This window comes from Paenibacillus sp. 1001270B_150601_E10 (assembly GCF_015558675.1).
Lineage (GTDB): Bacteria > Bacillota > Bacilli > Paenibacillales > Paenibacillaceae > Paenibacillus_B.
Window position 1 is genome coordinate 395 of record NZ_JADMOL010000004.1, and the last position, 20,363, is coordinate 20,757.

General features: G+C 47.3%; 22 protein-coding genes and 1 riboswitch. Of the genes, 4 read left to right on the top strand and 18 right to left on the bottom strand.

Annotated elements, in window-relative coordinates; genetic code table 11:
* The 9 genes from I2H74_RS11305 to ehuB form a co-directional block, all read right to left on the bottom strand.
* A partial coding sequence (locus I2H74_RS11305) for a hypothetical protein (protein WP_229106589.1) occupies positions 1-1,068 on the bottom strand: 1,068 nt, incomplete at its 3' end.
* Between the two features lie 276 nt (positions 1,069-1,344).
* The gene (gene thpD, locus I2H74_RS11310; protein ID WP_195574093.1) at positions 1,345-2,244 is read right to left on the bottom strand and encodes an ectoine hydroxylase; all 900 of its coding nucleotides are present in this window, start codon (positions 2,242-2,244) and stop codon (positions 1,345-1,347) included.
* Between the two features lie 120 nt (positions 2,245-2,364).
* Positions 2,365-2,748, bottom strand: coding sequence for an ectoine synthase (locus I2H74_RS11315; RefSeq protein WP_195574094.1), 384 nt, complete (start codon positions 2,746-2,748; stop codon positions 2,365-2,367).
* 51 nt (positions 2,749-2,799) lie between these two features.
* Positions 2,800-4,113, bottom strand: coding sequence for a diaminobutyrate--2-oxoglutarate transaminase (gene ectB / locus I2H74_RS11320; RefSeq protein ID WP_267490732.1), 1,314 nt, complete (start codon positions 4,111-4,113; stop codon positions 2,800-2,802).
* Between the two features lie 54 nt (positions 4,114-4,167).
* Complete coding sequence (gene ectA, locus I2H74_RS11325; protein WP_195574095.1) at positions 4,168-4,671, bottom strand: diaminobutyrate acetyltransferase; 504 nt, start codon at positions 4,669-4,671, stop codon at positions 4,168-4,170.
* Between the two features lie 60 nt (positions 4,672-4,731).
* On the bottom strand, positions 4,732-5,538 hold the full coding sequence (gene ehuA, locus I2H74_RS11330; protein WP_229106625.1) for an ectoine/hydroxyectoine ABC transporter ATP-binding protein EhuA: 807 nt from the start codon (positions 5,536-5,538) through the stop codon (positions 4,732-4,734).
* Between the two features lie 47 nt (positions 5,539-5,585).
* Complete coding sequence (gene ehuD, locus I2H74_RS11335) at positions 5,586-6,248, bottom strand: ectoine/hydroxyectoine ABC transporter permease subunit EhuD (RefSeq protein WP_195574096.1); 663 nt, start codon at positions 6,246-6,248, stop codon at positions 5,586-5,588.
* Positions 6,249-6,255: 7 nt separating this feature from the next.
* Positions 6,256-6,942 carry an ectoine/hydroxyectoine ABC transporter permease subunit EhuC gene (gene ehuC / locus I2H74_RS11340; protein WP_324254052.1) on the bottom strand — a complete coding sequence of 229 codons (687 nt, stop codon included), beginning with the start codon at positions 6,940-6,942 and terminating at the stop codon, positions 6,256-6,258.
* Positions 6,908-7,789, bottom strand: coding sequence for an ectoine/hydroxyectoine ABC transporter substrate-binding protein EhuB (ehuB, locus tag I2H74_RS11345; protein ID WP_195574419.1), 882 nt, complete (start codon positions 7,787-7,789; stop codon positions 6,908-6,910). The genes ehuC and ehuB overlap by 35 nt, the downstream gene beginning before the upstream one ends.
* 741 nt (positions 7,790-8,530) lie before the next feature.
* Positions 8,531-8,640, top strand: a riboswitch (TPP riboswitch).
* Between the two features lie 85 nt (positions 8,641-8,725).
* On the opposite strand from ehuB, the gene thiM reads away from it, so the two are divergent.
* The 3 genes from thiM (at position 8,726) to thiE (ending at position 11,161) form a co-directional block, all read left to right on the top strand.
* Complete coding sequence (gene thiM, locus I2H74_RS11350) at positions 8,726-9,535, top strand: hydroxyethylthiazole kinase (protein ID WP_195574097.1); 810 nt, start codon at positions 8,726-8,728, stop codon at positions 9,533-9,535.
* 97 nt (positions 9,536-9,632) lie between these two features.
* On the top strand, positions 9,633-10,481 hold the full coding sequence (gene thiD / locus I2H74_RS11355; protein WP_195574098.1) for a bifunctional hydroxymethylpyrimidine kinase/phosphomethylpyrimidine kinase: 849 nt from the start codon (positions 9,633-9,635) through the stop codon (positions 10,479-10,481).
* On the top strand, positions 10,478-11,161 hold the full coding sequence (gene thiE / locus I2H74_RS11360; protein WP_195574099.1) for a thiamine phosphate synthase: 684 nt from the start codon (positions 10,478-10,480) through the stop codon (positions 11,159-11,161). The genes thiD and thiE overlap by 4 nt, the downstream gene beginning before the upstream one ends.
* Before the next feature lie 161 nt (positions 11,162-11,322).
* Here the strand turns inward: thiE and I2H74_RS11365 are convergent, their stop codons facing one another.
* From I2H74_RS11365 to I2H74_RS11385, 5 genes are all read right to left on the bottom strand, one after another.
* Positions 11,323-12,009: an ABC transporter permease gene (locus tag I2H74_RS11365; protein ID WP_195574100.1), complete on the bottom strand. Its 687-nt coding sequence runs from the start codon at positions 12,007-12,009 to the stop codon at positions 11,323-11,325.
* Positions 12,002-12,925 carry an ABC transporter ATP-binding protein gene (locus I2H74_RS11370; protein WP_195574101.1) on the bottom strand — a complete coding sequence of 308 codons (924 nt, stop codon included), beginning with the start codon at positions 12,923-12,925 and terminating at the stop codon, positions 12,002-12,004. Before I2H74_RS11370 ends, I2H74_RS11365 begins: the two co-directional genes overlap by 8 nt.
* 143 nt (positions 12,926-13,068) lie before the next feature.
* Positions 13,069-14,004, bottom strand: a complete 936-nt coding sequence (locus I2H74_RS11375) for a sensor histidine kinase (RefSeq protein ID WP_195574102.1) — start codon at positions 14,002-14,004, stop codon at positions 13,069-13,071.
* Position 14,005: 1 nt separating this feature from the next.
* Entirely contained in the window at positions 14,006-14,716 is a 711-nt protein-coding gene (locus tag I2H74_RS11380; protein WP_195574103.1) for a response regulator transcription factor, read from the bottom strand.
* A gap of 169 nt (positions 14,717-14,885) precedes the next feature.
* Positions 14,886-15,062: a hypothetical protein gene (locus I2H74_RS11385; RefSeq protein WP_195574104.1), complete on the bottom strand. Its 177-nt coding sequence runs from the start codon at positions 15,060-15,062 to the stop codon at positions 14,886-14,888.
* Between the two features lie 152 nt (positions 15,063-15,214).
* Between I2H74_RS11385 and I2H74_RS11390 the strand changes: the two genes are divergently transcribed.
* Entirely contained in the window at positions 15,215-16,042 is an 828-nt protein-coding gene (locus tag I2H74_RS11390; protein ID WP_195574105.1) for an SPL family radical SAM protein, read from the top strand.
* Between the two features lie 67 nt (positions 16,043-16,109).
* Here I2H74_RS11390 and I2H74_RS11395 read toward each other — a convergent pair whose 3' ends face one another.
* From I2H74_RS11395 to I2H74_RS11410, 4 genes are read right to left on the bottom strand one after another with little or no spacing between them, the layout of a single operon-like run.
* On the bottom strand, positions 16,110-17,213 hold the full coding sequence (locus tag I2H74_RS11395) for a GerAB/ArcD/ProY family transporter (RefSeq protein ID WP_195574106.1): 1,104 nt from the start codon (positions 17,211-17,213) through the stop codon (positions 16,110-16,112).
* 1 nt (position 17,214) lies between these two features.
* A complete protein-coding gene (locus I2H74_RS11400; RefSeq protein ID WP_195574107.1) occupies positions 17,215-17,466 on the bottom strand; it encodes a hypothetical protein in 252 nt (83 codons plus the stop codon).
* Positions 17,463-18,677 (bottom strand): Ger(x)C family spore germination protein, encoded by a 1,215-nt coding sequence (locus I2H74_RS11405; protein ID WP_195574108.1) that lies wholly within the window; start codon positions 18,675-18,677, stop codon positions 17,463-17,465. The genes I2H74_RS11400 and I2H74_RS11405 overlap by 4 nt, the downstream gene beginning before the upstream one ends.
* A gap of 17 nt (positions 18,678-18,694) precedes the next feature.
* Complete coding sequence (locus tag I2H74_RS11410) at positions 18,695-20,212, bottom strand: spore germination protein (protein ID WP_195574109.1); 1,518 nt, start codon at positions 20,210-20,212, stop codon at positions 18,695-18,697.
* Between the last annotated feature and the right edge of the window lie 151 nt (positions 20,213-20,363).

Genomic DNA, 20,363 nt, shown 5'->3' on the forward strand with positions numbered 1-20,363 from the left:
GCCCGTATCTCCAGTGGCCCCAGTCGCTCCTGTGACGCCCGTGTCGCCTGTGCTGCCAGTTGCCCCAGTAGCGCCTGTCGTTCCAGTGGCCCCGGTACTGCCAGTCGTTCCGGTTACCCCCGTTGCACCTGTATCACCTGTGGTACCCGTGCTTCCTGTCGTGCCTGTGCTGCCCGTGTCACCCGTCACACCCGTCGCTCCAGTCGACCCTGTTGCGCCGGTATCTCCAGTCGTGCCTGTACTGCCTGTGATACTAGGCCCAGTAGTTCCTGTAGGTCCGGTCGCTCCGGTCGCTCCTAACAGACCTGCGGTTCCGGGTCTACCGATTCCCGTCTCACCCGTCGCTCCCGTTGGACCTGTTGGGCCAGTCGTCCCTGTCGCTCCCGTACCACCGATATATTCTCCAGTAAATCGGTAGAAATCTGCTACAAAAGCAAGCCCAGCAGTGTTAATCGCACCAAGATCCAAGTAGTTGCTGACTTCAAAGGAAAGAACAAACCGAATGAGACGGTCGGACGGAATCGCCGTCAACGATACGGGAATGGAATAATATCGGATCTTTTGCCAATTGTACGGATTCTTCGTGTCTGTAGTGATCCCGGTGACCGGATCAAGTGAGCCGTCCAACAAGCTGATGCTTGTTGTAGAAGAAGGGATAATGGTCAGGGTAAGGGCATCCACAATGTCAATTCTCGCGGTATGCGCATTGTCTGCGAAGACAGCCAAGGAAATGACGAAGTCCGCTTCCGTATCCTCTTCAATAAGAAGAGGGGACGTCATGGAAGCAAAGCCTAATATCTCGCCTGGAGTGGGGGTTAGATTGTTCCATATAAATTGCGGCTCTGGAACGTCGCTAAATGGAAGCTCAGGTAAAGTAGTAAAGGCGGGAGCATTGTTATTATCATTGGTGTATTTATTTAATGAAGGCCAAATAAGAGGAGCATTCCCAACATTCACTACGTTGGGCGGCGCCCCTGATAAGATGCTCGATATTGCTTCAAGCTGTGTGGATCCGTACACGGTATTATGGGTTTGGCTAGTAATGCGCTGCAGATTGATTATAGACAATCCAATTCCTCCTATCCTTTATTCGTATCCTATATCCTATAGCCATCCTATGCTGGATGTATCGCGTTCATTTAACCTCGGCTAAAATAAGTCCTCTTTCCTGTAATCTGATCGTTTAGAATCAGAACAGTAGGTCAAGGGTGTTTGCAGGAACTACCCTATCGTGAAAACAAAAAAACTGCGCCAACTATCCGAAGATAGGGACGCAGTAACAGCGTTAACAGATAAATATGATCAGTGATCTGCTATAAAGCGAATGAGATAGGATTGGGGATGTTAGGTGTTTCGACTTGCAATATATGGTGGACGCGGCTGTTGTCCTGAGAACGGTGCTGCAAGCGGATTCTCCACACTATTGTAAACCATGAATACATTGCTTCTTGGGTATGGTGAAATATTGCTGCCTGATCCATGCATGATGTTGCAGTCGAAGAGGAGCACGGAACCAGCTCTTCCGATTGGCATCTGTATGCCGCCTTCTTCGGCAAGCTTTGTCAGGCTGTCTGGGTCAGGTACCCCATATTCCTGCTTGCGAAGCGAGTCCTCGTAATGGTTTTCCGGTGTAGCTCCTACACAGGAGACGAAGGATTTGTGAGACCCGGGAATGACCATGAGTGCACCGTTAAAAGGGTTGTTGTCTTCAAGCGCGATTGAGCAGCTAAGCGCTCGCATGAGCGGCATTCCATCCTCGACATGCCAGGTCTCAAAGTCGGAGTGCCAGTAGAACTCTTTTCCCTTGAATCCGGGCTTGAAGTTGATTCTGGACTGATGAATGTATGTCTTGGAGCCAAGCAGGTATTCCACGATCGCAGTCAGTTTCTCGTGCTTGGCTAATGCCTTGAAGACAGCATTGTTCTCGTGGACGGCGAAGATGGAGCGTACTTCATGGCTTCCTGGCTCGCGTATGACGTGGTCTTCGTCCTGTTTTTGATAAAGGCTTTGAAGCCGCTTAAGCTCGGACTTCCACACATGAACCTCTTCTTCAGTGAAATACTCCTCCAAGAAAAGATAGCCATTTTTCTCATAGAAGTCGGTTTGCTCTTTGGTCAGTGGACTTGAATCCGTCCATGGGTTGTAGACCACAGGATCTTTACGTGTCGCGATACTTGGTGTATCAGCTACTCGAGATGGATACATATCGTTTGCCTTAGGGGTAATGCTCGCTTCGACTTTCATTTGCAATGACCTCTCTTTTATGGAAATGGGATGGATTCTACCAATCTTCTACCTTTGCAGGAGTCTGAAATCATCCATTGCTAGTGGGTATGCCTCTACGAATATAGGCAACTTGCAAGCTTACCGCTCGATGAGCGGGTATACGCCTTCTGCATCATGAACCTCTCTTCCGGTTAACGGCGGGTTAAACACACAAACCATGCGCATTTGGCTTTTCGCACGAAGCAAATGCTTCTCATGTCCATCCAGAGCGTACAACGTTCCTGGACGAATCGGATAAGTCTCGCCATCGACAACTTCAATCTCTCCTTCACCTTCCACACAATAGACAGCTTCTATGTGGTTGCGATACCAAATCAATGTTTCGGTGCCTGCCTTGATTAACGTGTCATGCATCGAAAAGCCCAACTGGTCTTTCCTTAACAGCAAACGGCGGGAATTCCACGTTTTTGTATCGATATCATCCTGGGTATTTACAATTTGGTTGAGATGCTTCACGATCATGGTTCAAATTCCTCCTTGAATATTTATAGATAGGGGAGTCAACGGTTTAATTTACGCGTTTGCCGAAACTTTCCCTTTCATCTTAATTGAGCTGAACATCGAATGAAGAGCGTCTTCGATCCGTTCGAGCCCTTCATGCAGGAGCTTCTCTTCGATTGTAAGAGGCGGCATAATCTTGGCTACTTCATCACGAGGGCCAGATGTCTCCAGTATCACGCCGCGGTCGAAGGCTTCAGCACTGAGCATACCGGCATGAGCAGGTTCAACAAAGGCAAGTCCTTGGATCAGTCCCTTGCCTCGGACTTCACTTAGCTGATGGGGGTAGGCTTTCAACATCCGCAAGAGAAAACTTCTGATGATCTCTGATTTCTTCGTCAGCTGCTTCGTGAAATCGTGGTCAGTCCAATACTCCAAGGCCTCGCTTGCAGCAATAAACCCAAGATTATTGCCCCGAAACGTGCCATTATGCTCGCCTGGTTCCCATTGGTCATATTCCGGCTTGATAAGAGTCAACGCCATTGGCAAGCCATATCCGCCAATGGATTTGGATAAGCAGATCAGATCGGGATTGATTTGAGCCTCTTCGAAACTGAAGAAGGTGCCCGTTCGTCCACAGCCCATCTGCACGTCATCGACGATAAGCAGCATGCCATGCTTGCGGCAGATGTTCTCTATCTTTTGAAGCCAAGCTGTACTAGCTGCATGTAATCCGCCTTCGCCTTGAAGCGTTTCGAGGAGCACGGCAGCAGGCTTATCGATACCGCTTCCCGGATCATCAAGGAGCTTATCCAGCATTTCGGATGTATCGATGGAGGAGCCAAAGTATTGGTCATAAGGCATAAAGGTGGTATTGCCCAGTGTTACACCTGCACCTTTGCGCTTGAAGGAGTTGCCTGTTGCGGATAAGGAACCGAGGGACATGCCATGGAAGGCATTGGTGAAGCAGATTATATTGGTGCGTCCCGTAACCTTGCGAGCGATTTTTAACGCGCTCTCGACAGCATTTGTGCCTGTTGGACCGGGAAACATGATCTTGTAGGACATGCTGCGCGGCCTCAGAATCAGATGGTGAAAGCGCAGCAGGAAGTTCTCCTTGGCCTCTGTAGCCATATCGAGACTGTGGGTGACGCCGTCCTCTAGCAAATATTGAACAAGCTTCTCACGAATGCGAGGATTGTTGTGACCATAATTCAGAGCCCCTGCTCCCGCAAAGAAATCAATATAGGCTTTATGATGTTTATCCCATAAGATCGCATTGCTTGCTTTGCTAAATACTGTTTGGAAGCTTCGGCAATAGCTTCTTACTTCAGATTCCATTTGATTAAAGACATCCAATTTGGGGTGTTTCCTTGCAGTTTGCTTCAATAGAGCGGCCTCCTCGTTAATCGTTTTTGGCAAACACTTCGAATGGCTTATCTTCTATGACAGCAATGGCCCGATGCGATACAAGAGCTCAGCATCGTGGGGAGTATCCGCAGGGAACCAATTCGGTTCATAGTGATTTGCAACAAAGCAAGGGGTGTCTAGTTCATCAGCTAGACGTAGAAAGAGCTGTCGTGATGCGGTGTTGTTAGGACTAATTGTAGCCTCTACATAATGAATGCGATGATGTTTCTCCTGCTGGATTACGTTCTTAAGCAGCTGTTTGCCAATTCCTTGCCCCCGATAGACAGGGTCAATGCCAATCTGCCATATAAATAGAGTATCTGGGTGCTGTGGCTTTCTGAATCCTGTTGCAAACCCGACTACATCGTCATCTACACAAGCGACGGCACTGGTGTCGGCGAACATTTCACAGGCCATCAGGTATGCATAGGGGGAGTTCAGATCAAGCGACCCAGCATGTTTGACGAGCTGCCAGACGGCGGCTCCATCTTGTGGAATGGGCTTGCGAATTGTAATCTTACTAGAACATGAATGCATAGCTTACTCCTTTCAAAAGCGCTGGTCCATAGCCGTGCTCTCGTAACCACCCCGATAGATCTAGCGAAATCGTTTGAGAAACGACAGGAGCCTTTCACTTTTTGGCTGTTCAAAAATGTCTTCTGGCGAGCCTTGTTCCACGATGCATCCCTCTGCACCAAAGATCACACGATCCGCCACATCTCTTGCAAAGTCCATCTCATGGGTAATCAGCATCATCGCCATATCGCTGTCAAAGGCAATTTCCTTAATCACCTCAAGCACTTCTCCAACGAGTTCGGGATCAAGTGCCGAAGTGACCTCGTCGAAGACCATGACCTTTGGCTGCATGACGAGTGCTCTTGCGATGGCGACCCGCTGCTTCTGCCCGCCTGATAATCGCGAAGGAAATTCGTCAAGCTTATCTCTCAGTCCTACCTTGGAAAGCATCTCAACAGCACGCTGATAGGCTTCCTCCTGTGATAGCCCAAGCACCGATATCGGCGCCAAGGTGACATTGCGGAGCACACTGAGGTGAGGAAACAGATTGAAATGCTGAAATACCATTCCGATTTTCTGGCGCATCCTGCGAAGATGCTTTTCATTTGCCCGAACAAGCTTGCCAGAAGAGGTCTTCATCTGCCACAGCGGCTCGCCATCGATAAGAATGGTTCCGGTCGTAGGCTCTTCTAAGGTCATAAGCATACGGCCTAACGTTGTCTTGCCGGAGCCGCTCGGGCCGATGAGGGCCATTTTCTCGCCAGGATACAGATCCAACTCGATGCCCTTAATGACTTCCAAATCACCAAAAGTCTTTGTGACGTCTTGGTATTGAACAATTGGTATGCCTGGCGATTTCGGTTTAACTGATTCTATTGGCAGTGTCATGATAGCGTTTTTTTCTGTGCTCGATTCACTCATTTATGATCCCTCCTTTAGGTGGTATGACGGCGGTGAAGCTGCTTTTCAAGCCTTGCCATGCCAAAGGACAGGATTAAGCTGATGACTAGGAACAAGATCCCTGTTAGGGTATAGGGCTCAAATACCCGATACGATGCAGAAGCTGTATTTTTTGCAGTCAGCAGCAGTTCGACCAAGGTAATGGCGGACAAGGTCGGTGTTTCCTTTAGAATGACAATGAGGTAATTGCCCATGATCGGAATAATCGGCGGCACCGCCTGGGGCAATATCACGCTAAACCAAGTGCGGGCAGGGGATAAATCAAGTGCCGCTGCTGCCTCCCACTGCCCTTTAGGAACAGCGTCAATACCTGAACGATACACCTCTGACAAATAGGTGGCGTAGTGAAGCCCGAGCCCGATGACACCAGTGGTGAAAGCAGATAGAGATAGGGGGAGAAGCATTGGCAGACTGTAGTATAAAAAGAATAATTGTACAAGCAAGGGGGTACTCCGTATAAAGTTGATGATCCCTTGCAGCGTGAATCGAAGGATCGCAAACCTTGAACGTCTGCCCAGCGCCAGAAGAATCCCCAATACGGAAGCCAATGTAAATCCGGATAGGGCTGCTCCAATCGTAACGAGAAGCGCGTTCAGCAGCGCAGGCAGAATGTCGGCTGCGTAACTCCAATTCCACATGACGTGCTCACCTCCATGCCGTTAATTTGCGCTCTAGGATGCGCATCGTGATCGAGATTGAGGAGGATAGCACAAAGTAAATCCCAAGCAGCAAGCCAAAAATGTAAGGGGTATAGCTATAATAGTTGTTGCGGATAATCATCGCCTCGTAGGTGAGGTCTGACAGCGTGATGAAGTACACAAGCGAGGTCGATTTCAACAGTTCTATCAACAGGTTGCTCATGGGAGGAATCATTCGGACGACCGCCTGAGGGATGATGATCTTCCACGTTCTCTCTGTCGATGTTAGATTGAGCGCCAAGGCTGCTTCATATTGCCCCTTAGGAACCGCCAAGATGGAACTTCTAACAATCTCTGCACCGTAGGCGCCGATATTCAGTCCGATTGCAAGTACGCCCGCCCACAGCTTTGACAGTTCCACACCGACAAAGGGGAGGGCAAAATATACCCAGAACAAGAGAACAAGCAGCGAGCAAGCGCGAAACAGCTCGATGTAGGTTCGACTGGCGAATCGAACGATGGTGATCGATGAAGTGCTTCCTAAGCCTGCAATAGCGGACAAGCACAGAGCTACTGCAATCGAAAGCAAGGCGACTTTGATTGTGATGAGTGTTCCTTCCCCAAGCAGCGGCAGCCAATCCAGCCAAGGGATATTCATCTTAGCTTCCGCAAAGCTCAGCTGTAGTGATATCACCTGGAAGCTCCTGCTCGGTGAAGCCGAATTGCTGTAGAATCAAGAGCAGCTCTCCAGATTGTTTCATCTTAGCGAGTTCCTCGTTGAAGGCGTCGCGAAGGGAGGCATCTTCCATGCGGAATGCAGTTGCACCATACCCGCGGACGCTTTTTCCATCCACGCTCGGCTGCTCAAAGTCCATCACACGCTCAAGGGAATCGTCGCCTGCGGCATCTAGTCGCGATTGAAGCGCTGGGCCTGTCATCGTAATGGCATCGGCGCGATCCGACTGCAAGGCACTGATGGCTGCATCCTGATCAGGCACGATGACCATTTGATTATCTGAGACGCCGGATGCCTTCAAATATTCGATCTCAACGGCCCCAGCCATAACGGCGATCTTAGCGTCCTTGTTCTCCGCGATGGAAGCGTAGCTGTTCAGCTTCAGCGGATTGCCCTTCTTGACAGCGATTCCTTCTCCGATGCTGTATTCCGGATTAGCGAAGAGAACAGCCTCGCAGCGATCTTCTTGAATAAACATGCCGGCAGTAATAAGGTCAAAGCGCTTTGCTTGCAGCCCAGCAATCAAGGACGAGAATTCGGTCAACTCGCCTCTTACCTCGTTGATTCCAAGCCGCTTCAAGATTACTTTTGCAATTTCGACGGCCTCACCCGTCAGCTTGCCGTCTGCTGTCTTGTAAGCATAGGGGTTCTCATTCGCAAAGCCCACGGTTGCATAACCTTGAGCCTTCAGCTTCGCAAGAGTGTCTTCTTGTCCACCTTGTTCGACAGCTGCCTTGTCTCCCGCATTGCCGCTTCTCCCGCTTGATTCTTGCTGTGAGCAAGCACTCAAGATGAGGATGGGCATTAGCAGGAGGATCACCCAACTACGTTTCACTCATTCTCACGACCTTTCTTTTGTTTTTTACACCTAATAGGCTAACATCAAATGGATGGGAGGTCATTTCCAGTATTCTGGGATTATCATGCATATTTATGGATATTTTTGGATCGATAGGCGTGACTGACGGGGTCCATCCTTTTCCTTCCATATCCTGCAAGATAGTCTGGAATGGTCAGGTTTACAGATGGTGCAGATGTATGATATATAAATTAACCTTATATATGTTGAGCGATATGTTAAGGCTCTTATTACGCTTTTTAATTTTATTGACTGATAGAAAATTAGTTATGTTGGCAGAAGTAACAAGGTTAAGATGCGGCGTGAAAGTCGGCGCGTTCATTTCCCACAGTCTGACAATAACAAGTTAGGGAAAATGGGAATCCTTTATGCAGCAAGAGATTTGTCTGAAAATGTCGTATCCCCATTCTTTTTGAGAAATATTTTTCATTATTAAAAGTGAGCAATAGAACCCTTGTAAGGAAGATAAACTCCTGAGTAAGACTTATTATGGACACATTGGATAAGTAGAAATGTAAATATAAGATTCATTAATAAATGTGGTTAATTTTCGGGTAATAAATCTACACTTGATTCGAAGCTATAGTTCAGGGGAATGAGAACCAGAAGAACTTCAGATCGTTGCTTGGGAATGCTCCTTTACAAAGCAGCATCGTGGAGGTAGTATGGTATCAAACCGAATAGATGTTGATCTACTAGGGGGGCCCATGCTTGGGCTGAGAGGGAGGCAAGGAGCCTCTTGACCCTTTGGACCTGATCTGGCTAGCACCAGCGTAGGAAAGTAGGGGCACATTCATTAGATTGTTAGCGGGAGTGAAGCCAGGTCCAGACATGGATTTGGCTTTTTTTGCATGCATCGAATTCTCATTTAGGAGGCGGATTATGAACTACACCGTGATTGGACAACGATTAGAGCAGTTAAGAGAACAAAGACCTTTGGTGCACAATATTACAAATGCTGTTGTCACAAACTTCACCGCAAATGGATTGCTGGCATTGGGGGCTTCCCCAGTGATGGCTTATGCTCCGGAAGAGGTTCACGATATGGCGAAGATCGCAGGTGCATTGGTGCTTAATATCGGTACGCTGACAGAGGCAGAGGTGCGTTCTATGCTGATTGCAGGTCGATCTGCCAATGAGCACGGTGTCCCGGTCATTCTCGATCCTGTTGGAGCAGGAGCAACGGCTTATCGTACAGAGACGGCGCAAATGCTCTTGAACGAAATTGATATTTCAGTCGTCCGAGGAAATGCTGCCGAGATTGCTAATGTTTATGGCGAAGAGTGGGAGATCAAGGGTGTAGAGGCAGGAGCAGCGACTGGAAGTCCGGTTGAATTGGCGTCTCAAGCTGCGAAGGCATGGGGGACAATAGTCGTGATTACAGGCAAGGAAGATATCGTTAGTGATGGTACAACGACCTATGCTGTTCACAACGGTCACGAATTGCTGACACGGGTCACGGGAGCAGGTTGTCTGCTTTCGTCGATTGTTGGCGCCTTTGCGGCTGTGACGGATGAGCTTGTTGAGGCAAGTGTCGCTGCCGTTTGCGTGTATGGCGTGGCTGCCGAGAAAGGCGCTCGGCTAACTGCAAAGCAAGGTCCGGGATCTTTCCAAATGGAGCTGTTGAATCAACTGTATCAAATGACGGCAACGGATGTTGAGAACCAAGGGCGTGTGAAGAGGCTTTCTTAAGCATAATTTAGGGTGAAACGTTCGTATCTTACAGAGGCTGCGCTTTTGCCTGAGCTTTCACACGATACATCTATCTTCTAAGGAAGTGAGCCTTACGATGACGACGAGTCAGGTGTTTAAAGCATTAACAATCGCAGGATCAGACAGCGGCGGCGGTGCGGGCATCCAGGCGGATCTTAAAACCTTTCAGGAGCTTGGGGTATTCGGCATGTCCGCGATCACGGCGATTACCGCACAGAATACACTTGGCGTTCAGGCTGTCTATCCGATGTCGGCCGAAGCTGTTACAGCCCAGATTCATTCCATTGGAGAGGATATCGGTACGGACGCCGTGAAGACGGGGATGCTGTTCAGTGCTGACATCATACAAGCGGTAGCGGAGCAGATTCGACATTATCGATGGAATCAGGTTGTCATTGATCCTGTTATGATTGCTAAGGGAGGGGCTTCTTTGCTGCAGCAGGAGGCGATCACCGCGCTGCTTACGCACTTGCTTCCACTGGCAACGGTTATTACGCCTAATGTTCCTGAAGCAGAAGAATTAACGGGGTTAACGATTCATTCTGTAGAAGATAAAAAGGAAGCGGCCCGGATATTAAGCGGCTATGGAGCAAAGGTTGTGATTATAAAAGGCGGACATGATGCCCATCCTGAGGAGTCAGTCGACCTCCTGTATGATGGCGAGGCCTTCCATACCTTTGTTGGCACTCGGATTCCAACTAAAAATACACATGGCACGGGATGCACCTTTTCATCCGCAATTGCGGCAGAGCTTGCGAAGGGATCTGATGTGATTGACGCGGTACATACCGCAAAGCAATATATCCAGGCTGCTATTGAGCACCAGCTTGAGATTGGACATGGTCATGGACCAACCAATCATTGGGCGTATCGGTCACAAGCTATGGCGGCTAATCGCGATCAAGGAGGTGTTCCGATAGTATGACACGCCTTGTTCAAGAAGACTTGCGCCAGCAGTTAAGAACGTATCTTGTGATGGGAAGTGCTAACTGCTTGGTAGATCCGGCCGCGGTGCTGGAAGAGGCGATTCGGGGCGGCATCACGATGTTCCAATATCGTGAAAAAGGCAGCGGTGCTCGCCAAGGATCGGAGCGGCTTGCGCTAGGGTGGGAGCTGCGTGAGCTGTGCCGCACGCACGGCATCCCTTTTATCGTCAACGACGATATCGAGCTGGCACTTGCGCTCGAAGCGGATGGCGTTCATATCGGGCAGGAGGATGAGCCTGCTGCGGATGTGCGGAAGAGGATAGGACGCCTCATTCTGGGCGTATCCGCGCATACGGTTGACGAGGCCGATCGAGCCATACAAGATGGCGCGGATTATCTTGGTCTTGGGCCGATCTATCCGACAAGCACAAAGCTTGACGCTCGGCCTGTCCAGGGGCTTGAGCTTATTCGCAAGCTAAGGCAGCAAGGCATCACGATTCCGCTTGTAGGCATAGGCGGGATTACACCGGACAATGCTAGTCCCGTTATTGCAGCGGGAGCGGACGGTGTTGCTGTTGTATCTGCGATTACGCAGGCTGCCAATGTAAGGGAGGCTGCAGGATTGTTAAATGAGCAAGTTATGCGTGGAGCATTAGAGCATCCGGCAAACTTGAACTAAGGCTCATCACTATAAGAGATTGGATCTTGCTGAGTTGAAAATTTGGATACAGCTCTTTTAGCTTCTTCCTAGAGTTTAATTCATAAAATAAAGCGTGGTGAAGGACGAGCAACAATGGCTCGCTTTCAGCACGCTTTTTCAATGTATGGCCAGTAGAAGTGCTACAGAACATCGCGCTCCTCAATATTTTTGACACTCAAGTAAGCAATGCTTGCACCGATCACTGCTAAGGTGATGGGGATGAAGATAATGGTGTTTAACGAGAAATCGCCAAAGTTCTGACACACCAACAGTACAATAAGCAGCGAAGATGAGATCGTTGTCGTTGTGGAATACTTCTTCATCCCAAAGTACAACGGAATAAGACTCATGAGGCTTGCCGATAGCGCGTTCATGAAGATGCTAGGAAGTTGGTTTAGAATCATCTCGGCCGTTACGTTTACCGAGAACGTGGTTATAAATGAGCTAATCAGCGAGTATAAAGTCAACACGATAAGCTGGGATGCGATAATGGAGCAAAAGGCGAACAGAACGATGATGATGAGCTTGGCTATCATTAGCTTCTTGCGATTGACCGGATATGTGAACATCAAGGTGATCGTCTTGCTCCTGAATTCCTCGATGACAAATTTGGAGATGAGAACAGATGCAAATACGATAAATGTAGCTCTGACCATCGTATCAGTAAAGAGAAGCACCATATCCTCTGTAAAGATTTCATTTTCGAAGGCTGCGATATATCCCATCGAAGTGATTAATCCTAAAATGAGGAGGGTAGCAATAAGTGCGCCTCTAATAAACCATCCAGCTTTAAACTTTTGCATTTCCAGCTTGATCAGCTTAAGCATCGAACTCACCTCTATTCAGCAAGGTTAGGAAATAATCTTCCAATGAACGATTTTTCTTTGTGATTGATTCGATGTTGACCTCATTCAGGATTAATGTCTTGGTTACTTCACTTTGAGAAATGGATGTATCATAGATTCGAATCGCGTGATCATCCATGATTTTCATATTGGATATGTTCAAATGATGAGACAGGATGTAAGAGGCTTTCCGACAGTTATCCGTCAAGAGTTCCATGTATTCGGCATTCTGTTCCATCACCTGCTTCATCGATACCTCTTGAATGAGCTGGCCATGATTGATGACGCCAATGGTATCAGCTACCAGCTCAACCTCGCTTAATAAATGACTCGATATGAACAAGGTAATGCCGTACTCTTTGCTTAACATATTGAACAAATCCCGTAGTTCCTTGATTCCTAATGGATCAAGTCCGTTGATCGGCTCATCCAAGATCAGCAGCTCTGGCTTTGTGGTTATTGCTCTTGCAATGCCAAGGCGCTGCTTCATGCCGAGTGAGAATTCTTTGATCGTTTTTTTTTCGATATTGGTTAGCTTTACTAGCTCCAGTGCATCGTCGATCGACTTTTTGTTATGGAAGCCCATGTATTCGCAGTGCAAATTCAGATTCTCTCTTGCGGTTAGCTTCTCATAGAAGATCGGGTACTCAATGATGGAGCCCATTCTTCCAAGCAAGGCGTATGAGTTGCTCGTTAATTTCTCTCCAAAGATCTCGATCTCGCCGCTCGTTGGCTTGACGAGGTTCGTAATCATTTTCATGATGGTCGTCTTTCCTGCGCCGTTTGGCCCTAGAAATCCATATATCTCGCCTTTTCGAATGTTTATGTTGACGTTTGAGACGACTTCTTGGCCCATAAAGGCTTTAGTTAGTTGATGTGTCCTTAGCACATAGCTCATTGCAAGTATCCTCCCGTTTGTTGATACCTTTATTCTAGAAGCCAAAATACGCCTTTTTCCTTACACAGTTCTTACTTCTTTCTTAAGTTCCCGCTTCAAATGAAAAAGCCTATAGCTCGGACATGGTCCCGAATGCCTATAGGCTAAAATTGCAGGCGTTTGAAACGAACTGCAAAGACGGTACGCTCGTTTGGCGGGCTAGTTACATGGATGGTACCACCCATTTTTTCAACGAGACGCTTCGTAATGGTAAGGCCAAGACCGCTGTTCTGATAAGAGCGATGTCTTGAATCCTCCATCGTATATAAACGTTCAAAGATACGATCCTTATGCAGCTCGTGAATGCCTTTTCCATGATCCCATACTTCTATAATGACTGCTTCTTCATCAGGCTTTAGGGATAAACCGATCAAGTATCCATCACCGCCATGCTGAATAGCATTTGAGATGAGATTGTTTAAGATACGGTTTAGGGCTTCTTCATTTCCGAGGATAAAAACGGGTTCATCCGGAATCTCGATCTTAACCTGAAAGTTCTGGGCGGTAAGGATATCGTAGAAGGATAGAATATTATGCCTGCAAATCTCGTTGACATCGATTTGAGCCAATGGAATCTCCTGATCGCCCGATTCCAACTTTGAAAGATCAAAGAATCTGCGCATCAATTCCAAGACCTCCAGCGTCTTGTTGTATACTTTGCCGAGCAAGATGGTCCGTTCTGACGCGTCCATCAGCGGGTTCATATGGATGGTCTCGATATAGCCGAGAATGACCGTAAGCGGGGTCTTCAGGTCATGGGACATGTTGGCGATCATTTTCTTAGTTGCGATTTCCATTTTCATATGATCGGCGGCTGTTGTCCGGCTGTAATCCAGCAGATGATTGATCTCAATCAGCATGTTCTTCAGCTCTTTATCGTCCGTGATCATCAGTAAATGTTCATCGGTTTGGTCGTTCATGATGCGATGTAATTGATCATGAAGCTGCTGCAGCTGCTTGCTTCTTGACCGATTCAAAGCATATTGATACAAAATAACGACTAGCAGCAAGATGATGATGGTGAAGAGGAACCAGCCCATATTAGTGCCACTCCCACTTATAGCCGATTCCCCACAATGTCTTTAAGTATTGAGGACTAGAGGGCTGATCTTCGATCTTTTCACGCAGTCGCCGGATATGGACATTAATGACATTTTCATCGCCATAATAATCATCCTGCCATACAAATCCATAAATCTGTGCCTTGGTGAACACTCTTCCTGGGTTTGTGGAAAATAGCTTCAGCAATTCAAATTCCTTTGACGTCAGCTTGATGTCCAGGCCATTTTTCACTACTGAAAAGTTGTCCAGATCAATGCACAGGCTCTGATTGGCTATCACTTGTGATTCATGTTTAGGCGATGCATTCGCTTGGGCTGCTGGCGCCGCATATTGGGTTGCTCGTCTTATTACGGCTTTCACTCTCGCGGACAATTCGATTAACGAAAAGGGCTTGGCAATATAATCATCAGCCCCGAAGCCAAGTCCGAGCGCTTTGTCAACCTCGCTGTCCTTTGCGGATATGACGAGAATCGGAATATGGCTTCTTTCTCGGATCCACTTGATCACTTCGATTCCATCCAGCTTTGGCATCATGATATCGAGTACAATAAGATCAAAAGAATCATGGAATGCGGCAATGCCTTCCTCACCATTCTGTGCGGTTGTAACATGGTATCCGTCTTTGGCCAAATGGACTTGGACCATTTCAATGATGGAGGGATCATCCTCCATGAGTAGAATCTTCTGCATCTCGATCGAACCTTTCTAGAAATCATGGGTAGTATTTGGTTTAAGATGTAGGGATCAAAGGCTATTATAGCTCGTTTTGCAAGGTCTGGAAATGTTTGAGACAGCATCTCATGCGTTGAAAATAAAAATAGCCGCTAGCTTCAATTACTGAAGCGCGGCGCTCATTCGCTTATTTTTTTCGTGCCATCGTCATGCTAACACCTGAAATGGCGCCGATGACGATGGAGCCTAGTATATTAATTAATTTCTCTGGATGGCCAGTTATCCCATACAGAATGAAGTTAAGAATAAGACTAGCTAAGCAGATTATAAAAATCCATTTCATGACATGATGTAACGACATCATCCACTTCCTCCTTGTGATGAAAAATATTAGATTAGGTTGGTTATTCTCTTTTACTTAAGTTAAAGCATGAAATGTTCTATTTTTCTTACTCGTTTCTTACAAATCTCTTAAGTTGAGCTGGCGGGTTCCGCCAGGAAAGAGGGGGATCGTTGATGCCAGAATTACAATACAAGCAGCCCAAAAGCTTATTGAACAAGGGGACAGGCTTTTTGAATGGTTATACCTATTCTCTAAATCCTTATGGGGGCTGCAGCTTCGGCTGCTCCTTCTGCTACGTCAGACAGATGCCGATCCAGCTGTTTCGTAAGCAAGAGTGGGGCACATGGATAGATGTAAAGCAGGGGGCAGCTTCATTGTTGAAAAAGGAGCTGATGAAGGCGAAGAGCAAGGGGCCGGTGACGATCTTTATGTCGTCTAGCACGGATCCTTATCAGCCTGTGGAACACAAGGAGCGTCTGACTCGTTCGTTGCTGGAAGTGATGGCAGAGGATGAGCCAGACTTTCTATTGGTGCAGACAAGAAGCCCGCTTGTGACGAGAGATATTGATTTGCTACTGCAATTAAAGGATAAGGTTCGCGTCAGTATGACGGTTGAAACCGATCGCGAGGATATTCGCAGGCACTTTACACCTGGTGCGCCTCCGATTGGAGGGCGCATGCAGGCCCTTCAGCGATTGCGTGAGGCAGGGGTACCCACACAGGCCACGATTGCGCCCGTGCTGCCAAGCAGCGAGCAGTTTCCTGAGCTTCTGTCCAAGGCAGTAGACCGCGTATGCATCGATGATTACTTTATGGGAGACGGAAGTGGAGGGAAGCGCACCGCTCGCATGGGGTTAAAGGCTAAGTATGAAGAGCTGCAACTGCTGGAGTGGTACGAACCGTCAGCTTACCGGATGGTTTATGAGCGGCTTAGAGCCTATTTTTCAGCAACCCAGATCGGCATTAGTCAGGAAGGCTTCAGCAGGGCTTTCACCGAATGATAGGAGCTGGCCCCCCATTTTCCACCAGGAAAGAAGTCCCGACATGCGAACATGGGGGTTTTTGGTGCTATATAAGCCTTCTCATTCTGCCAATAAGCAGGACGAGAATCGGGATGCCGATCAGGAACACAAGCGAAATCATGGGCCACAGGGTGTTCTCCCATTCAATCCAATCCGAAGTATTCGGAAAGATATAGAAGGATAATATGAGCAGGATCAAGGAGAAGGGAATCGTTAGAAGCTGCTCATTTTTGATACGAAATACGTGGGCCAGCCCACTAAGACTGAACTTAAAATAAAAAATGAGCTTGATGTAGATGGTAATGAACCAGCTGGCAGCCATTAATACCTCGACTCTCGTAAAAAAGTTGCCTAAGTTGATCCGCTGTGCGAGTGCATAGCTTGGATAAAGGGTTGTTGCTGTTAATTCATATCCCATCACTAAGGTACAGAAAAAGACTATGATGAAGAGATAGGAACTGCCTAATATAGCACTGAAGACCAATGTTTTGCTTGCCTGCTTGGGCTTGCTCATGTACTTTGGAAAGAAAGCAAGCAGCGCAATGAGCGAAAAGCCCGTAATGCCGCAGTAATTCCAGACGGAATACAGCATAGGCTTCCAGCCCACCTCGAAAAAAGGCGCCAATTTGATTGCTGAAGGATCTTCCTTCATCTGGGGAATCACCGACAAGATTAGGGTGAAAAAGAGAATGTTGAAGATGTAAAACAAGATTTCTCCTGCTCGGGCTAGAGTCTTAAGACCAAGCTTTACCCCAACGACAACGACAATAATAAACATGAGCCCAAATGTCCATTCGGGCGTCTCAGGCATGATCTGCGTAGTAATAAAGCCTTGGGTAAAGTTGAGTAGACTGGCAAAGGCGATAAAAGCAACGATCCAAACCAGCACGAGAATCAAAACAGTGCTCAGCCATCGCCCTAGGATGAGATCCATGAGTTCAAACAAGGAGAGCCCAGGATGCTTTCGAAACAGGTGCATAAGCAAATAGGAGGCAAGTATGCAAACGAGAGTGCCAATGATGACAGCCTGCCAAGCCTGCTGTCTCGCCGTATGAGCCAAGAATCCAGGAATAAGCACGACACCGTAGCTGATCATATACATCGTAGCCAGAAGCATGAATGGTTTGGATTCTATCGTTTCGGTTCGCATTTTAGTTGGTTTCTCCTGTCAGCGAGGTATAGGCCAGTTGTGCAAGTGGATATAACCAAGACGTAAAGGCTTGGTAAGGGCTTGGTATGGCTGCTTTATAGACGTATAGATAACACATGGCCAAAGCGATGCATAGTGTTGCACCGTATAGGACCACTTCTTTTCGCGTACATTTCAGATACAGCTTAGGCAAGTCCCAGAATACAAGACCTAGGCACAAGAGAGTGATGAAAAAAGATGCAACGATCTTCATGATTGAACCTCCCTTAATTGTTCTTCGTACCGCCATTTCATAGAATTGACTTGTGTACCGATTTCCTTAATATGAACGTTGACATGGATGATGACTTTTAGCGTTGGGAAAATGTCATCCCAGTGACGCGCGTTCTTCTTCCAGTACTTATGATCAGCGCGTCGTATCGCATTCCCAAAGCCTAGGATGTCAGAGTTGTACTTTTTCTGAGCTGCCACTACAGTACTGTGCAGCACTCTAGAGATAGTTTCTGAGCCTTTTTGCTCTAGATTCATAATGACGTCTTTGTCAGCCAGATCCACTTTGCAGTTAATTTCTGAGATTTTTGTTTCGATTTCGTTATAAATATGGATTTCCGGCTTTCCGTTCACGACTTTCCCCTTCATCTTTGTGCCCGAATGAATGATTTCAAGTGTCGCGTTTCCGTCTTTGCAAGAAACGACTCCAATTGTGGATTTGACGGTATTGAGAATATAGTTATAGCCTTTGCTTTCCGATTCATTAAGATACCCAATGAGCTTATCCTTTTTAAATACGGCTATGGACGGGATTTTGATATAGGGAACCCTGAATGTTTTTTTATACATATCTATGGAAGTGCCTGCTTCGGGCGCACCGATAATTTTGACGCCGGTTGCAACAGGCTGTCTCCCGAGACTAATGGCTCCTTTAATGAAATTATCCAAATGGACACCGATTGTAGGCGCCCAGTTGGCTTGAGACATCTCGATTGACTTGAAGAGCTTATTGGCAGGCACCTCTTCCAAACGAGGAATGATGCCTAGGATTTTATTAGCTCGACCCTGTTCCGCAATGACCATGAACGTGTCTCCTCGCATTTCATGATCCCTAACCAGAAAGTCGATAATATCCACTAGCCCCCCTCGGGCTACGTCTTCACCAAACACTACCATGCGCAAATGGGCCAGATAGACCTTGCGCGGAATTTGGGTCGTCATGCGTCGAAGGGCTTCTTGGATGGTTTTTCCACGCTCCTCAACGACATATACCGGGGCTTCACCGGTTCCTTTCTTGCTGCTGATAGCCACAGGGTTGACGATCTGCACGGAGACAAGATATTCCTGTTCGGATAATTTATCAATTCCTAATGCTGCGGCAATGCCTAGCGTATCAAGCTCCGTACGATTCCAGCAGCCAGTAGTGACGAGGAACGAAGCGATACATAAGAAAAATAGCATGGATCTTCTCACAACACTCCGCTCCTTTGTTAAGAGTCATTTCTAGATGCAGATGCGGGCTCTTCCTGACTAGGACGTCGCCAATCACGCATCCGCCATGGCATTCTAAGGACATTATCTCGCTGAGCATTCCAACTTACGGGAGCAAAGGGAGAGGTGAAAGGATAGCCAAACGATTCTAGATGTGAAAGATGCAAGATAATCAGAATGATCCCAAAAAACATGCCGATTAGCCCAAACGATGCGGCAAGCCCCATCATACCGAATCGAAGAATTCTTAAAGAGATGCCGACTTCAGGATTCGGGAAAATCTGGCTTGTAATTGCTGTTATCGATACAATAATGACCATAGCGGCAGAGATTAGGTTCGCCTCAACCGCAGCCTGTCCGAGGACGAGCGCGCCCACAATGGAAATTGCGGAACCTACTGCTCTTGGCAGTCGAATCCCTGCTTCATACAGAAGAAGAAATGTCAGTTCCATGATCAAGGCCTCGATAAAAGCAGGAAACGGAATTCCTTCACGTTGTGCAGCGATGCTAATCAATAGCGTCGTTGGCAACATTTCCTGATGATAGGTCGTTAACGCAATGAACAGGCCAGGTGTAAGCAGGGTAATCATGTAAGAAAGGTAACGCAGCAATCTTGTTAAACCAAAATCATATCGATGATAATAATCATCAGGCGACTGAAAGAATTGAGTGAGAAGTGCCGGAACCATCAAGGCAAAGGGAGTGCCATCCACCAAAATGACGACCCTGCCTTCCAATATGGCTGATGCCGCCACATCGGGACGTTCTGTGTTGTTCACGGTCGGAAAGATGCCGAATGTGCTGTCTTGAATGGATTCCTCGATATAATTACTTTCTAGAATAGCTTCAAGCTTCATATTTTGGAGGCGTATGCGTACTTCCTGAAGCAGTTCAACCTTTACCTTGCTTTTCAGGTACATGAGTGTAATATTCGTATGTGTCTCACTGCCAAGCACCATGGATTCCGCCCAAAGGTTAACATTTCGAATGCGTTTGCGTATTAAGGCGATATTAATTTGAAGGGTTTCTGTAAAGCCCTCCTTTGGTCCACGAATCGTGGTTTGGGAGGTAGGCTCGGACACAGCGCGGTGCTCGCCTCCGCTTGTATTGATCACGAGGCAGCCTGAAGCTTCTCCTTCTAAAAATAGAATGGAGCTGCCGTTTAGGATGCTGGACAGCATGCGATCAAGGGAGGACTCTACCTTAACATCTCCTGATTGAATGCCGATCTCATATACCCAAGAGGGGACGGTAGTGCCGTCAAAAGCTCGCACATTGGTTTCAGCCACCTCTTTTCCTCCTGTTTGCAGAGATAAGATCAGTCGATATATTTTCTTGTCATCCACAAGGCCATTGAAATAGATCACTCCGACGCCAATCTTATGGTCTCTGCCTAAGGTCAAGCGTCGCACGATCAGATCGGAGCTTGATCCAAAGATCTGAACGATCTGCTCAAGTGTATAGTCTAAGGATGGGGGTGTTTGATCTTGATTGCTGTTAGTTGAATGGTCTGTCATGACGTAACCTCATCATTCGATGTTCTTAGTTTCCTTTGGTATGCCCCTAAAAATGGAAAACTATCCGAGTTCCGGCTCTTGCTGTTAATGGCATATCTCGCTTGCGTGCACCAAATCCTGCTTGTGAGGCTCATAAATACCGCAAAAATGA

Bases quoted from the DNA above. Each gene is read 5' to 3' on its own strand.
- thpD (WP_195574093.1), bottom strand. From the start codon at position 2,244: ATGAAAGTCGAAGCGAGCATTACCCCTAAGGCAAACGATATGTATCCA.
- I2H74_RS11315 (WP_195574094.1), bottom strand. From the start codon at position 2,748: ATGATCGTGAAGCATCTCAACCAAATTGTAAATACCCAGGATGATATC.
- ectA (WP_195574095.1), bottom strand. From the start codon at position 4,671: ATGCATTCATGTTCTAGTAAGATTACAATTCGCAAGCCCATTCCACAA.
- ehuA (WP_229106625.1), bottom strand. From the start codon at position 5,538: ATGACACTGCCAATAGAATCAGTTAAACCGAAATCGCCAGGCATACCA.
- ehuD (WP_195574096.1), bottom strand. From the start codon at position 6,248: ATGTGGAATTGGAGTTACGCAGCCGACATTCTGCCTGCGCTGCTGAAC.
- ehuB (WP_195574419.1), bottom strand. From the start codon at position 7,789: ATGCCCATCCTCATCTTGAGTGCTTGCTCACAGCAAGAATCAAGCGGG.
- thiM (WP_195574097.1), top strand. From the start codon at position 8,726: ATGAACTACACCGTGATTGGACAACGATTAGAGCAGTTAAGAGAACAA.
- thiD (WP_195574098.1), top strand. From the start codon at position 9,633: ATGACGACGAGTCAGGTGTTTAAAGCATTAACAATCGCAGGATCAGAC.
- thiE (WP_195574099.1), top strand. From the start codon at position 10,478: ATGACACGCCTTGTTCAAGAAGACTTGCGCCAGCAGTTAAGAACGTAT.
- I2H74_RS11365 (WP_195574100.1), bottom strand. From the start codon at position 12,009: ATGCTTAAGCTGATCAAGCTGGAAATGCAAAAGTTTAAAGCTGGATGG.
- I2H74_RS11370 (WP_195574101.1), bottom strand. From the start codon at position 12,925: ATGAGCTATGTGCTAAGGACACATCAACTAACTAAAGCCTTTATGGGC.
- I2H74_RS11375 (WP_195574102.1), bottom strand. From the start codon at position 14,004: ATGGGCTGGTTCCTCTTCACCATCATCATCTTGCTGCTAGTCGTTATT.
- I2H74_RS11380 (WP_195574103.1), bottom strand. From the start codon at position 14,716: ATGCAGAAGATTCTACTCATGGAGGATGATCCCTCCATCATTGAAATG.
- I2H74_RS11385 (WP_195574104.1), bottom strand. From the start codon at position 15,062: ATGATGTCGTTACATCATGTCATGAAATGGATTTTTATAATCTGCTTA.
- I2H74_RS11390 (WP_195574105.1), top strand. From the start codon at position 15,215: ATGCCAGAATTACAATACAAGCAGCCCAAAAGCTTATTGAACAAGGGG.
- I2H74_RS11395 (WP_195574106.1), bottom strand. From the start codon at position 17,213: ATGCGAACCGAAACGATAGAATCCAAACCATTCATGCTTCTGGCTACG.
- I2H74_RS11400 (WP_195574107.1), bottom strand. From the start codon at position 17,466: ATGAAGATCGTTGCATCTTTTTTCATCACTCTCTTGTGCCTAGGTCTT.
- I2H74_RS11410 (WP_195574109.1), bottom strand. From the start codon at position 20,212: ATGACAGACCATTCAACTAACAGCAATCAAGATCAAACACCCCCATCC.